Genomic DNA, 15,382 nt, shown 5'->3' with positions numbered 1-15,382 from the left:
CCTATTAGCTATTAGCTATTACCTATTCATTATTACCTACCCCTGATATTTGAATAAGTGCCTGTACCTGTAAATTAGTTAAACTAGAAACTCGTTGATTATCTGCTAAGTTATCAATGCGAATTTTCACATCAACTATTCTATTATCTGTATTTGAACCGGGATTAGTATTAAAGATATTTTGTCTACCAACTTGTAAACCAATATCTGCAACTGTTCCCTTTATTTTTCCTGGAAAAGCTTCACTTGTGATTATTGCTTTTTGACCTAAACGAACTTTTTTAATATCAGTTTCATAGACTTCTGCAACTACATACATTTGTTGCGTTTGTCCCAATTCTAGGATGCCTCTATTGCCAATTATTTCTCCTGGCCAAGTATTAATTTTTAGAACTTGGCCATTAATAGGTGAACGGATAGAACTTAAATTTAGCTCGGCTTGAGCTTGTTGAACAGATGCTTTAGCACTTTGCAGATTTGCTTGGGCAACTTGTACATCTGTGGGGCGAATTTCTGCAATACTATTGAGTCTAGCTTTAGATTCAGTTAACTGTTTTTGCAAAGTTTCTATAGTCCGTTTCAAACTAGCATTAGCCTCATTAAGTTGTTGTTGTACAGTATCTCGACGTAATCTTTTAGTATCTGCATCAGAAGCAGAAATAGCACCATCTTGATATAATTTTTGATATCGTTTATTTTCGGTTTCTGAATTTTTTAATTCAGCTTCTAAACGAGCAATTGTGGCTTTTTGTGTGAAAAATGATCCTCGTAATTCAGCTTCTAAACGGGAAATTGCGGCTTTTTGAGCAAAAATATCACCCAATTTTGCACCTGCTTCTACTTGCTGAAGATTCGCTTGACTAACTTCTACTTGTCCTTTGGCTTTTTCTAAAGCCGCAAGATTAGGAATATAACTATCAAGAATTGCTAATACTTGTCCTTGACGAATTTTGTCTCCTTTTTTAACTAGAAGTTGATTAACTCTTATCCCTGTTTGAGAATTGGGTGCTGAGAGACAAATTACTTCTCCTTGGGGTTCTAAACGTCCTAAAGCAGCAACAGCGGTAATAGTAGGGACTAAATTAGGGGTAATAGAAGATATGGTAGAGGCTGATTTTGAAGTTTTCTGAAAGTGAAAATATGAAAGGCCATAAATAGATATTACACCAGTAGCTATGACTCCAGAACTCGCCAATATTATCGGCCAGAAACTTACAGGTTTTGTTAATGAGTGCTTTTCTCTGTGTAGCATAATTTTGTCTTTTAAGTTAGGAAACATGACAATTTATGACTCTAAATAAGAGACAGAAAAGACATTACACTTGATAGCATCTCTTGATAACCTTGGGTCTAATATAATATCCAGCAAAATACTATTAATCAAAATCTTGCTGATTTTTTAAAACTTGATGATTATATAAAATACTTAATTACTTAAAGATCAAAATTTTGACAGGTAATTGGTAATTAGTTACTGTAGTAATCATAAGTGACATCTGAAAAATTTTAGCCATTATATGCAAATATCAAATATCAAATATTATTCCTAATAATACCAATTACCAACATCGAGATTTTTATTTATTTAGGACTACCTCTTTCTCTTTTTTCTTGCGCATAATTGCCAAGTATTCGCTGCGTGTTCCGTCTACTCGGTAATGATCACAAATTTGACATAGTTTAAGAAGATCCAAACGACTAAAGATTTTTTGATGTTCAATAGCGTTGTCATTACGCCACCGCCAAAATGTTGTTCTATCAATTCGACGATTGCTTTCAGGCCATCTTCTCCGTGATAAAAAATCGACTAATTCATCTTCATAAAATGAGTAACCTTTTGGTAATTTGAGGAGGTCTTCTCGTAACTCATTCAGCGGGATGAGTGGATCTAATTCAGATAGTCTCATGCCAGCAAGCCCTTATAGTTTTTGTAAGTCCAATATTGCAGAAGCCAAATGTTATAATCGAGTTGAAATGTCTGAGTTGATGCTAAAACACTGTTTTAATTTCCCTGATTTAATCATATAGATTAAACTAATTTTTTGAGAATTTCAACCTATATGCAACAAGTTGTTTCATAAAACGATAATTATCGCCATATATGAAATTTGTAAAAATTGCAAGTTTTAAATTCTTGACTTATTCTTAATTTTTATTATCTCAAACTTTGGACTCAAATAAATTGAAAAATATTTTTTAATTCCTAAGATATATTTTGTGGTGACAAATTTTACAGCCAGGAAAATATATTTCTGAGGATAGATGTAAAAATGCAGAATTTAGCAATAAATACAATTCTTCAAGATATCTGAAACTCTTGATGTTAAAAACACTATTTTAAATCGGCTACTTCATTTATATTAAAAAGATATGCAATATATATGCAACTTTGGTCAAAATGGCTAAAACCTAGATAATAATGATTGTATTGGATAAGCAAAAATATTTGTCTGACTTCTCTATCAACTTTACATTTGCAAGACTTTTTCCAAGTTGCACGTAAGTTGCTAATGAGTTGTAATAGGGTTGTCACCACTGTTCAAGACGAAAATCAATAGTTTGGATATGCCTAAATGAATAAAAGTCATATCTTCTGAAATTCACTAAATTTTCAAAACCTTCTATTAACCGACTGCCCGATCAAAAGAGTGAAATATGATTATGGCTGCTTCCAAATTTGAAGCCGCTTTCGCACAGTTACAATCTGAAATTAGTAACTGTGAAAAGTCTGTAATCAAGATGATAAAGGTGAAAAAAGATATGCCTGATACCACAAAGATTAAAGATGAAATTAAAAATAAAATTCATGCCAAATTGCGAACTACTAATGTAGCCATTATTGGCATGGCTTCTATATTTCCCCAAGCGAAGAATTTACAGGAATACTGGCAAAATATTATCCAGAAAGTGGATTGTATTACTGATGTTCCTCCTTCTCGTTGGCAGATAGATGATTATTATGATCCTGACCCCAAAGCCCAGGATAAAACCTATTGTAAACGGGGTGGTTTTCTGCCAGATATTGATTTTAATCCGATGGAATTTGGTTTACCTCCTAATATTTTAGAGGTGACAGATATTTCGCAATTACTCGGTTTGGTAGTGGCAAAAGAGGCAATGGAAGATGCTGGTTATGGTGCATCTCGCCAATTTAATCATGAACGAACAGGGGTAATATTAGGAGTAGCAATTGGTAGACAATTGGCTGTTCCTTTGGGTGCAAGATTACAATATCCTCTTTGGAAAAAGGTTCTCAAAAATAGTGGTTTATCCGAGGAAGATAGTCAGAAAATTATTGAAAAAATCAAAAGTGGATATGTAGAATGGGAGGAAAATGCCTTCCCCGGAATGTTAGCTAATGTCATTTCTGGACGTATTGCTAACCGTTTAAATTTAGGAGGAATGAATTGCGTAGTAGATGCAGCCTGTGCAAGTTCACTAGGCGCATTAAGGATGGCTATTAGCGAATTAACGGAATATCGCGCCGACATGATGATAACTGGCGGTGTGGATACTGATAATTCTATTTTTGCGTATATGTGCTTTAGCAAAACCCCAGCTGTTTCTCCTGGGGATAAGGTGAAGCCTTTTGATGCTGATGCTGATGGAATGATGTTAGGTGAAGGCGTGGGAATGCTGGTACTTAAACGTTTAGAAGATGCTCGACGAGATGGCGATCGCATTTATGCAGTTATTAAAGGTGTTGGCAGTTCTAGCGATGGTAAGTATAAAAGTATCTATGCACCTCGTCCCGAAGGACAAATAAATGCTTTGCATCGTGCATATACAGAAGCAGGAGTAAATCCAGCCAGTATAGGCTTAATTGAAGCCCATGGTACAGGAACGATGGTAGGAGACCCTACAGAATTTAGCTCAATTACCACCGTTTTTAGTGAAAATAATCCCAAAAAACAGCATATCGCTTTAGGAACTGTTAAATCCCAGATTGGACATACTAAAGCTGCTGCTGGTGCGGCTAGTCTGATTAAAGCGGCTTTGGCGTTACACCATAAAGTTTTACCACCGACAATTAATATCAGTAAGCCCCATCCTAAACTGAACATTGAGAACTCACCATTCTACTTAAATACGGAGACGAGACCTTGGGTAAGTCATCCTACCCAACCGAGAAGGGCTGGAGTCAGTGCCTTTGGATTCGGTGGTACAAATTATCACGTTGTTTTAGAAGAATATGAACATGAACATCATCACCCGTACCGTTTACACCATACTCCACAATCCTTGCTACTATTTGCCCCCACAGCTTCAGCTTTGTTGTCTCGTTGTCAGCAAATCCACCAACAGCTACAGAGTGAGAGCAAAGAAAAACACTATCAACAATTAATTACTGATTCTCAGATTGGCAAGATTCCCCTTAATTACGCCAGAATTGGCTTTGTAGCCAATGATTTAGCCCAAGGGAAGGAATTACTGAAAATTGCGATTGAAGGGCTAAAACAGAAGCCTGAAGCCCAATCATGGGAACATCCTCAAGGGATTTACTACCGTCAAACGGGGATAGATATGACGGGTAAAGTGGTGGCTTTGTTTTCTGGACAGGGTTCACAATACTTAGAAATGGGGCGGGAGTTGGTAATGAATTTTCCTTGTTTGCGGCAAACATATACGCATATAGATAGTCTGTTGTGTGAAGACGGTTTACAATCTTTATCAGCAGTAGTATTTCCCCCACCAGTTATTGATAAAGCACAAAAGCAAATTCAGTTAGAAACATTGCATAAAACTGAATATGCACAGCCGGCAATTGGTGTGTTTAGTGTGGGATTATATAAAATATTGCAACAAGCTGGATTTAAACCTGATTTTGTTGCCGGTCATAGTTTCGGTGAATTAACAGCTTTGTGGGTTGCGGGTGTATTAAGTGAAGAGGATTATTTGTTCTTAGCAAAAGCTAGAGGACAAGCTATGGCTGCACCTGTAAATCCTAATTTTGATGCGGGAGAAATGTTAGCTGTTAAAGGAGATATTAGTCAAATAATAGAAGTAATCAAAAACTTCCCCCAAGTAGTTATTGCTAATAGAAATTCTCAGAAACAAGTAGTATTAGCTGGGAAGAAAACCGAAATTAAGCAAGTACAAGAACTTCTCAAAAATCAAGGATTTTCTACTTTTTTATTAGCAGTTTCCGCAGGATTTCATACACCATTAGTATCTCATGCCCAAAAACCTTTTGCCCAAGCTGTTGAAAAAGTAAATTTTAACGAACCCCAAATTCCCGTTTATACAAATATCACGGGTGAATGTTATCCTCAAGAACCCCACGCTATCCAAAAAATTCTTAAAGAACAATTGTTAAATCAGGTATTATTTCAGCAGGAAATTGAAAATATTTATGCTGCTGGTGGTTACTGTTTTGTAGAATTTGGTCCCAAAAATGTCCTTACTAATTTAGTGAAAGAGATTTTGAGTGATAAACCCCACATAGCTATAGCTGTCAATGCAAGTCATACTAAAGATAGCGATAAAATTCTTCGACAAGCCATAGTTCAATTGCAAGTAGCTGGGTTATCTTTGCAAAATATAGACCCCTACCAAGTCCCAACTAAAATTACCGAAGTTCCCCAACAACAAGTTTTGAACGTGAGATTAAATAGTACAAATATTACCGAAAAAACTCAAAAAGCCTTTGCAAAAGCTTTAGAAAACGGTTCTCATATAAGCGTTGTATCACCTCAACCAACAGTTAACGAAAAGCCTGTAACGTCATTTAATGAAAAATTAGAAGAAGCAGAAATTCAGCCCCAAAATTATGAAAAAGTTATTCATAGCTTAGAAAATTTTATCACAGAATTTAGTCAACAACAACGGGATATTATTCACGTTCATGAACAGTCATTGCACAGCCAAGCAGAATACACAAAAACGTTTTCTCAATTAATGCAGCAACAGTATTCATTATTAGAAAATAGTGAAACTACAGAACATCAAGCCAAAATTCAAGAATTAATAATTTCTAGTTCTGAACGTAACATGATGCGGTTTCATGATCATCAAGGTGATACTCTGCGTATTCATGAAAAATATCTCAAATATCAACAGGAATATACCCAGAACTATTTTCAACTTCTGCAACAACATTTTCATTTACTAACTTCAGAAAAAAAAGCCATTAATTATGTAAATCAGCCGCAAACTGTCAGCGTCACTGCGCCTCTGGGTGAGGAAAAAATCATCCCATTCATCAATAACACAGAAAAAACTATTACCGTAGTTCCCAAAATCCCAATTAACATAGATAAAGCTACCCTGAGTCAAAACCTATTAAACATAGTCAGTGAAAAAACAGGTTATCCGTTAGAAATGTTAGAAATGTCAATGGATATAGAAGCAGATTTAGGAATTGATTCCATCAAAAAGGTAGAAATTTTAGGAAGTTTATTAGAACTATATCCTGACTTACCTAAACCCAACCCTGAAGAAATTGGAGAATTGAGAAATTTGGGCGAAATTGCTAGTTATATGCAGCAGCAAGCCCAGAGAATTACTAAGTTATTAACTGAAGAAATAGTAGAGATAACAAAAACCACATCTGAGCCAAATATCCGCCGCAGTATTGCAAAATTACAGCAAATTCCTGCACCTGACAGTTTAGAATTTTCTGTTGCTGATAACCATGTTGCATTAATAACTGATCATGGTTCTTTTATTACTGAGAGATTAGCAAAAAGTTTGACAGATAAAGGCTGGAAAACAGTGATTTTAAGTTTTCCTGGTATCGAACCAAATGTTAATCAAGGAATAAATAGAGTAGTTTTAACTGACTGGAATGAAGACACTTTACAACAACAGTTAAAACAAATTAATGATAATTATGGTACTGTAGCTGCATTTATTCACCTCCACCCATTAACACCATTAGACATAGAGAAATCTATTCTTCGTCACGTTTTTTTAATCGCCAAACACCTGAAAGAATCACTCAACGAAGCCGCAAAATTTGGACGCAGTTGTTTTATTAATGTGGCGCATTTAGATGGTAAATTTGGATTAGGAGAAACCAATAAATTTAGTGCTGTTGCGGGAGGATTATTTGGACTGAGTAAGAGTATTAATCAAGAATGGGAAAATGTATTCTGTCGTTCCATTGACTTAAATCCAGACTTAGATTTAGAAACATCTGTTAAACAGATTATCGCGGAAATTCATGATCCAAACTTGTTAATTCAAGAAGTAGGGTACAGCAGCCAAGGTAGAGTTAACTTAATTGCAGATTTCACCCCATTACCAAGCACAAATTCTCTGAGAGAGATTACTAAAGATCAAGTATTTTTAGTTAGTGGTGGTGCGAAAGGAATCACAGCCCAATGTGTAATTAAAATCGCCCAAAAATATCAATGTAAATTTATTCTTTTAGGGCGTTCCAGTACAGAACCTGAACCTGTTTGGGCAGAAAATTGTAAAAATGAAGCGGAATTAAAACAGCGAATTTTAGAAGATTTCCAAGCCCAAGGGGAAAAACCAACACCAATAATGGTACAGAAAAAGTATCAACTTATTTCCTCACAACGAGAAATTAAAAATACTCTCAAAGCCATTGAACAAGCAGGAGGACAAGCAGAATATCTGAGTGTAGATATTACCAATACAGTATTATTAGAATCAAAATTGGCAGATGTAATTGCACGTTTTGGGCAAGTAACTGGCATAATTCATGGTGCAGGAAACTTAGCTGATAAACGCATTGAAAACAAATCAATTCAGGATTTTGAAAATGTTTATGCAGCTAAAATTAAAGGTTTAAAAAATCTTTTAAGCTGTGTACCAGCCAGTCAATTACAATATTTAGTTTTGTTCTCTTCTGTAGTCGGATTTTATGGAAATGTGGGACAATCAGATTATGCCATAGCCAATGAAATACTCAACAAATCTGCCCATTTAATTAAACATAATTACCCCAATTGTCATGTCATGGCTATCAACTGGGGACCTTGGGAAAGTGGCATGGTATCACCAGAATTAAAAAAAGCTTTTGCGGAAAGAGGAATTGAGACTATTACCATAGAAACAGGAACACAAATATTAATTGATGAATTAACAAACCCTCATCAAGATACAGTGCAATTAGTGATTGGTAGTCCTTTATTTTATGTTCCATCGACCTTATCTAATGATTTAAAAACCTATCGCATTAAACGCCAATTAACATTAGCAGAAAATCCATTTTTACAGGATCATATTATCGCTGGTTGTCCTGTACTTCCGGCTACTTGTGGTTTATTATGGATGACAAATGCTTGTGAACAACTATATCCTGGATTTACAGCTTTTATTGCTTCAGATTTCAAAGTTTTAAAGGGCATAGTTTTTGATGAAACTTCAGCAAATGAATATGTTTTAGAAATTCAAGAACTTGCGAAACATGAAAATCAAGAAATAGAATTTGCTGCTAAAATTAGTAGTCAAACGCCAGATGGAAAAATCCGCTATCATTTTAGTACAAATTTAATTCTCAAACGAGAAATTCCCCCCTTTGCAAATTATGGAAGCTTGAACTTTAATCAGGATCAAAATTTGCTAAAAAATAATCAAGAATTGTATCAAGTAAATGCTTCTAGCCTATTTCATGGAGTCACTTTTCAAGGTGTAAAATCAGTTTTAAATACTAGTCCTAGCCAGATAACAATTGAATGCTTTTTATCAGAACCAACAGCAAAACAACAAGGACAATTTCCCGTCCAAACATTTAATCCCTATATAGCAGATGTCCAGATTCATTCTCTTTGGATTTGGACTCAACATTTTCATCAAGTTGGCTGTTTACCATCAGAAATTAATAACTTTGAACAATTTGCTAAAGTGCCTTTTGGTGAAACATTTTATGTTACTTGTGAGGTGAAATCAAAAACAGAATCTTCGGTAATTACAGATGTGATTACTTATAATCGTCAAGGACAAATTTATAATCGGATGATTGGTGCAAAAGGAACAATTTTACCTAGACAAATAGCAAAATATTAGATATTTTTCACGCAGAGACGCAAAGGGGCAGGGAAAATTAAAGTTCTAAAACTTGGTGCTTTTGCTCCTTTTTACCTTTGCGTAAAAGGTGATTTTAATTCTAAAATATGGAGAATGATCATGAAATTAATGGCACAAAATCCCAAGTTAGCAATTATTGGTATGGATTGTTTTATTAGTAATTCATCAACATTAAATAAATTTGAAAGACTAATTTATGAAACTAAGCAAGATGCAGTTAGATCTGAAGATTATCAGCAAAGTCCATTAAGTCGAGAAGTGATCAATTCTGCTCTTAAAGATGCTCAAATTAAGCCAGAAACAAAAATAGGCTTAATTATTATTTCTCCTCTAGAAAATTCTACTTTAGCTAGTTATATTTCTGCGGAAGTAGGATTTTTGTCGGTAGAAAAATCGCTCTTATCAGCTTTAGATATGAGTCAAAAATTATTAAGTAATCAACAAGTTGAAGCTGTTTTAATTGTGGGAATAGATAGAAATTACTTAATGGAAGTTAATACAGGTGTATATACTTTTAGTTATGATGAAAATGCCAAAGATATAATTAAAACAGCAGGTGTAGCCGCAGTGGTATTAGAATTACATGAAACAGCTAAACAACAAAATCGTTGCATCTATGCAGTTATTGATGGTTTGAGTGTGGTGAAACATTCTCCAAATCACCCAGAAGTTGTTACTCAAGTTTGTCAGGAAGGGTTTCAAATAGCAGATATTAAAGCCGCAGATATTGGTTATTTAGAAGTTGTTGCTAGTGGGATTCTTAACGCAGATACAGCGGAAATTCAAGGTTTAATATCAGCTTATCAGACAGAGAAAGAAAATCTCAGTTGTGCTATGGGTAGCGTTAAAGCAAATATTGGCAATACACAAGCAACTGCTGGTATATTTAGTCTCATCAAAACTGCGCTTTGTCTATATCATCGTTATATTCCCGGTGTTCCCCATTGGTCAAATCCTAAACAGCCGGAAATTTGGCGGGGAAGTCCTTTTTATGTAGCAGTAGAATCAAAACCTTGGTTTTTAGAACCTGGTGCAACTAAAAGAATAGCTGCGGTAAATATGATGGAAGAAGATAATCAAGATAATACTTATGGACATTTAATTTTGTCAGAAGAAATCAGCCAGAGAGAACGTAATAGTAAATATTTGGAACAAATGCCTTATTACTTATTTACTATTGCAGGAGATGATCCTGCTTCTTTATTAAGACAAATTACCGCACTTCAAGAAAATATTACAGGTATTTCTTGCCTAGATCAACTGGCTAGTAATTATTTTCAAAAATATCAGCGATATCAAAAATCAACTTACGCTTTAGCAATTCTATCACGACATCCAGAGGAATTAAAACGAGAAATTGAAAGGGCAATTCAGGGAGTAAATATTGCTTTCGATACTGGTAAAGATTGGCAAACTCCCCTTGGTAGTTATTTTACAGTTAATCCCCAAGGAAAAAAAGGTCATGTTGCCTTTGTTTATCCTGGTTCTTTTACTTCTTATATAGGAATAGGCAGAAATATTTTCCGTCTTTTTCCCGAACTACATAATGATGTTGTCATTAAAAGTGTTTATAATCGAGTCGCTAATATTGAAAAAATTCTCTATCCTCGTAGTATTGATAAACTATCAAAAAGACAACTAGAAACTATAGAACAAACATTAATAAATGATCCAGTTTCTATGCTGGAATCAGAAGTTGGTTTTGCCGGATTAATGACAGCAATTCTGAAAAACTATTTCCAGATTCAATCACCTTATGCTTTTGGATATAGCCTTGGTGAAACCAGTATGATGTTAGCCCAAGGTATCTGGACTAGCTTTAAAAGTACCAGTGATTATTTGAATTCATCACCTTTATTTAAAACCCGGCTATCAGGTCCTAAAAATGCAGTTCGTCAGCATTGGGGATTACCTTTAATTCATGAAAATAAAGGCGAAGAATTTTGGAGTAACTACATTTTAATCTGTTCATGTTCCCAAGTAAAAGAAGTTTTAAAAAATGAAAACCTGGTTTATATACCTTTAATTAATACACCCGAAGAAGTAGTTATTGCTGGTGAAACTCAGGCTTGTCAAAGAGTGATTGAAACTTTAAAATGTGACGCTTTTCCTACATCAATTAATCATGTAATTCATTGCGAAGCAATGCAATCTGAATATGATGAATTAGTTAAAGTTAACACCTTACCAACTCAAACAGATTCAAACACAATTTTCTATTCTGCTGCTGAATATGCACCCATGAAAATTGATGGTCATTTAATCGGCAAAAATATCGCCAAAGCCCTCTGTCAACAACTTGATTTTCCGCGCTTAGTTAATCATGTCTATAATGATCAGATTAGAATCTTTATTGAAGTCGGTGTTGGTAGTAATTGTAGCCGTTGGATTAGCGAAATTCTTAAACATCAAGAACATTTAACTGTATCTCTAAATAAAAGAGGTGTAGATGATCACACCTCTATTATTAAAGCATTAGCTAAACTATTTAGTCATCGAGTTGAGTTGGATTTATCACCTTTATATTCCTTAGCTAATATCAAATTTGAACAAGACATTGCTTACAAAAATCAATCATCTTTGCTGGATACTTCCTTATTTAATTATGAACGCAGTATTAAATCTCTTCCTAATTATCAAGGTTTAAATGATAATAATCTGCGTTTGGCTAAAGCACACAGCTTTTTATTACAGTCTCGGCAAAGATCACTTCAAGAACTTAGCCTATTTCTCCAGCAGCAATTAGATTTATACAAAAAAATGGTCATACAAACAAGAAAAGAAAAGTAAATATCTAGCTTTTTGTGATGTGGAATAGGCATCTCGTACTTAAATACACAATAGTTTAGTTATCTGAGGTCAAATAAAGTGTTTAATTCCGAAAGTATGTTGAACAAATACCATCAAAAACTCAAATTTTCTCCGGCAATGAACAATAATTATCAAGGATGGCAAGGCGATTTAAATACTGTATCTTTCGATGCAGAGAACATTAAAAATAAACTGATGAATTTAGATTATCCTTGTTATATTCTGAATAAAGAAGGACAAATTGGGATTAGTAATGTCGGAAGTTTATCCTATAGTGCTAATGGTAAAACTAAGCAATTAGAAATGCTTTTAACTGTTCCTGCTATTAAGTTTCATCAATTAGGTGATCCAAGCTTTCTAGAGTTTTATGGCGTAAAATACGCATATATGACTGGTGCAATGGCTCAGGGTATTGCATCAGAAGAAATGGTAATTGCTTTGGGAAAAGCCAACATTTTAAGTTCCTTTGGTGCAGGAGGTTTATCTCCTAATCGTGTAGAAACAGCAATTGATAAAATTAAACAAGTTTTACATAACAAATCCTATGCTTTTAACTTACTTCATAGTCCCAGTGAACCTGCTATTGAACGTCGTTTAATTGATTTGTATTTACAGCATCAAATCAGAATAATTGAAGCCTCTGCATTCTTAGATTTGAGTGATAATATAGTTTACTATCGGTCTGTTGGTCTGAGTTTAAATTCAGCTAATGAAATTGAAATTAACAATAAAATTATCGCCAAAATTTCCCGTCGAGAAGTTGCTACTAAGTTCCTGCAACCTGCACCTACAAAAATTCTGAAACAATTAGTTGAACAAGGATTAATTAGCGAATTACAAGCTAATCTGGCGGCTAAAATTCCTATGGCTGATGATATTACTGTAGAAGCAGATTCAGGAGGACATACAGATAATCGTCCCTTGGTTTGTTTATTACCTTCTATTTTAGAATTAAGAGATGAAATTCAGCGTCAATATAATTATGAAAAACCTGTAAGAATTGGTGTAGCTGGTGGTATTTCTACACCCCAATCAGCACTAGCAGCTTTAATGATGGGTGCTGCTTATATTGTCACTGGTTCTATTAATCAATCCTGTATTGAAGCTGGTACTTCTGAATATACAAAAAAGTTATTAGCTGAAGCAGAAATGACGGATGTAATGATGGCTCCAGCGGCTGATATGTTTGAAATGGGAATAAAATTACAAGTTCTTAAAAAAGGAACTCTCTTTCCCCTCCGCGCTCAAAAATTATGGGAATTATACAAAAACTATAATTCAATTGCAGAAATTCCCCCGGATGAAATAGAAAAATTAGAAAAACAAATTCTGCGAAAAACAATTTCCGAAATTTGGCAAGAAACAGCTACTTATTTATCTCAACGTCACCCGGAAAAATTAAGCAAAGCAGCTAATAATCCTAAAGTAAAAATGGCATTAATATTTCGCTGGTATTTAGGACTATCTTCTCGGTGGTCTAATACTGGAGAAAAAGGTCGAGAAATTGACTATCAAATTTGGTGTGGACCTGCAATGGGAAGTTTTAATAATTGGGTGCGTGGTTCTTACTTAGCAGATATTAATAATCGTCAAGTAGTTGATATAGCCGATCAAATTATGACGGGCGCTGCTTATTTATATCGCATTCAAAATTTGAAAATTCAAGGTTTACAAATGCCAGAAGAATTTAGTCAATATCATCCAGTATCTAACTTAAATAAATAAGCAAGTTTGTAGTTAGTGCTTTGGTGCTAATAGTGAGGGATTTATCCCTCACTACCAACTATTTTGATATTTCTGATTTAGCAAAGGGTGATAAATGTGGCTATACTTAGGAAATTGGGACAGCTAGAACAAACAATGGAAATCCTGAATCAACGAGCTAAAACATGGAACTTAGTTACTATTAGTCGTATTCAGGGAAATATTCAAGAAACAGTTCTTAGACAGTCTTTAGATATTATTCAATATCGTCATCCTGTCCTTAATTCTCATATTATTAACTCTGATAATTCCTACTATTTTCAGTCCGCAGGTATAAGAAAACTTCCTGTAAGAGTTGTTAATCTTGTAGAAATTCAGGAATGGGAAGCGGTCGTTAATGCAGAAATGAATCAAGTAATTGATAGTAGTAAATATCTACTAAGAGTTGTACTTGTAAAAGTATTAAATGAGCCGAATATCAATTATCTGATTACAACTACACATCATGCTATTACTGACGGTTTATCAAGCATCGAACTTCACTCAGAAATTTTAACCTATTGTCAAGAAATCACTGAAGGTAAATCTATTGCAGTAGTTAATACTTTAGAAAATATCCCACCCATTGAAAAACTATTACCGTCATGGACAAATAGTTTTAAAAACAAACTATCTAGAATTGCTTTATTATTAAATATTGCACTTCAAAAATACTTGAATCCTCCAAAAACATTAAAAGTAGAAAACTATGTTCCCATTTCTCAGCGTCGTTGTGAAATCATTTATAGACAACTTAGCGAAGAATCAACCCAAAAGTTTATTCAACAATGTAGACAAGAAAATACTACAGTACAAAGTGCTTTATGTGCGGCACTAATGTTAACACTATGCAAACAAATTACTCAAAGCTATGAAGATCATATTAAAGTTAGTTGTTTATCATATATTGATTTGAGAAAAAGGTTAGAACCTAAAATTAATGCGGAAAATATGGCAGTTTTAGCAACATCTTTGATGGGATTTTATAGAATTAAGAATAATATATGTATTTGGGAATTAGCACGGAACATTAAAAAGGATTTAAATAAAAAAATAAATCAAGGAGAGATATTTAACATGATATTTCTCGCTAAACACCTGATAAATTTTGCTTTGCTCTTCCCCAATCAAGTATCGGCTACAATCTCAGTTTCTAATGTTGGTAAGGTCAATATTCCCTGTGTTTATGGTGAATTAGAACTAAAAGAAATCAGTTTTGTTGGTTCTCATGCTTTATATGCAGGAATGTTTATTGTTCATGCTGCTACTTTTCAGGAAAAAATGACCCTAAATTTTGTGTTTTCTCAACCGGCAATTAATCGTCAAACTATGGAAAAAATTGTAGATGATTGTATATCAGATATGATGAAAATCTCCTCTCATTCGTCAATAATAGGAGCTGCATAAATGAATAATAAACTAAATAATAGTTTATCCACTTATCTATCTAAAAATCAAGATAACACAGCTAAAATCCAAGCTTGGTTAGTTTGCGAAATTTCTTCTTTATTGGGAGTTAACCCAGAAGAAATAGATATTCGTGAACCTTTAGATAGTTACGGTTTGGACTCAGCACAAACCATAATTATCGCTAGTAAGGCCGAAAAGTTTTTGGGATGCAAATTATCTCTTATTCACCTTTGGTATTATCCCACTATTCAAGAACTTTCTATTAGACTATCTGAAGAATTAGAAAATTCACAGTCAGAAATTATCCAGCTATAATCTCTACATATTCTGTTTAATTACTGACAATCTAGTTTTTCCTCCTTGATTATTGGGACACTTCGCTAGATTAGGAAAATCCTATCAGCCAGGTGTCCTCTTT

General features: G+C 34.2%; 7 protein-coding genes. 5 read left to right on the top strand and 2 right to left on the bottom strand.

Features of this window, described 5'->3' with window-relative positions; translation table 11 throughout:
- Nucleotides 1–22: 22 nt before the first annotated feature.
- Complete coding sequence (locus FFO06_RS03635) at nt 23–1,252, bottom strand: ABC exporter membrane fusion protein (RefSeq protein WP_137906801.1); 1,230 nt, start codon at nt 1,250–1,252, stop codon at nt 23–25.
- A gap of 325 nt (nt 1,253–1,577) precedes the next feature.
- A complete protein-coding gene (locus FFO06_RS03630; protein ID WP_028082946.1) occupies nt 1,578–1,907 on the bottom strand; it encodes a hypothetical protein in 330 nt (109 codons plus the stop codon).
- Nucleotides 1,908–2,661: 754 nt separating this feature from the next.
- Here FFO06_RS03630 and FFO06_RS03625 point away from each other — a divergent pair.
- From FFO06_RS03625 to FFO06_RS03605, 5 genes are all read left to right on the top strand, one after another.
- The gene (locus tag FFO06_RS03625) at nt 2,662–8,979 is read left to right on the top strand and encodes a type I polyketide synthase (RefSeq protein ID WP_137906800.1); all 6,318 of its coding nucleotides are present in this window, start codon (nt 2,662–2,664) and stop codon (nt 8,977–8,979) included.
- Nucleotides 8,980–9,099: 120 nt separating this feature from the next.
- Nucleotides 9,100–11,790: a PfaB family protein gene (locus FFO06_RS03620; protein ID WP_201275413.1), complete on the top strand. Its 2,691-nt coding sequence runs from the start codon at nt 9,100–9,102 to the stop codon at nt 11,788–11,790.
- A gap of 138 nt (nt 11,791–11,928) precedes the next feature.
- A complete protein-coding gene (locus FFO06_RS03615) occupies nt 11,929–13,536 on the top strand; it encodes a PfaD family polyunsaturated fatty acid/polyketide biosynthesis protein (protein ID WP_370743422.1) in 1,608 nt (535 codons plus the stop codon).
- Between the two features lie 96 nt (nt 13,537–13,632).
- On the top strand, nt 13,633–14,961 hold the full coding sequence (locus FFO06_RS03610) for a phthiocerol/phthiodiolone dimycocerosyl transferase family protein (RefSeq protein ID WP_137906797.1): 1,329 nt from the start codon (nt 13,633–13,635) through the stop codon (nt 14,959–14,961).
- The gene (locus FFO06_RS03605; protein ID WP_137906796.1) at nt 14,962–15,279 is read left to right on the top strand and encodes a phosphopantetheine-binding protein; all 318 of its coding nucleotides are present in this window, start codon (nt 14,962–14,964) and stop codon (nt 15,277–15,279) included.
- Nucleotides 15,280–15,382 lie beyond the last annotated feature (103 nt).

This window comes from Dolichospermum planctonicum (assembly GCF_005402965.1).
Taxonomy (GTDB): domain Bacteria; phylum Cyanobacteriota; class Cyanobacteriia; order Cyanobacteriales; family Nostocaceae; genus Dolichospermum; species Dolichospermum planctonicum.
Note: the sequence above shows the minus strand (reverse complement) of the source record. Positions and strands in the feature narration are given on the sequence as shown.

Coding starts and splice junctions, on each gene's coding strand:
- FFO06_RS03635 (WP_137906801.1), bottom strand. CDS start 1,252: ATGCTACACAGAGAAAAGCACTCATTAACAAAACCTGTAAGTTTCTGG.
- FFO06_RS03630 (WP_028082946.1), bottom strand. CDS start 1,907: ATGAGACTATCTGAATTAGATCCACTCATCCCGCTGAATGAGTTACGA.
- FFO06_RS03625 (WP_137906800.1), top strand. CDS start 2,662: ATGGCTGCTTCCAAATTTGAAGCCGCTTTCGCACAGTTACAATCTGAA.
- FFO06_RS03620 (WP_201275413.1), top strand. CDS start 9,100: ATGAAATTAATGGCACAAAATCCCAAGTTAGCAATTATTGGTATGGAT.
- FFO06_RS03615 (WP_370743422.1), top strand. CDS start 11,929: ATGAACAATAATTATCAAGGATGGCAAGGCGATTTAAATACTGTATCT.
- FFO06_RS03605 (WP_137906796.1), top strand. CDS start 14,962: ATGAATAATAAACTAAATAATAGTTTATCCACTTATCTATCTAAAAAT.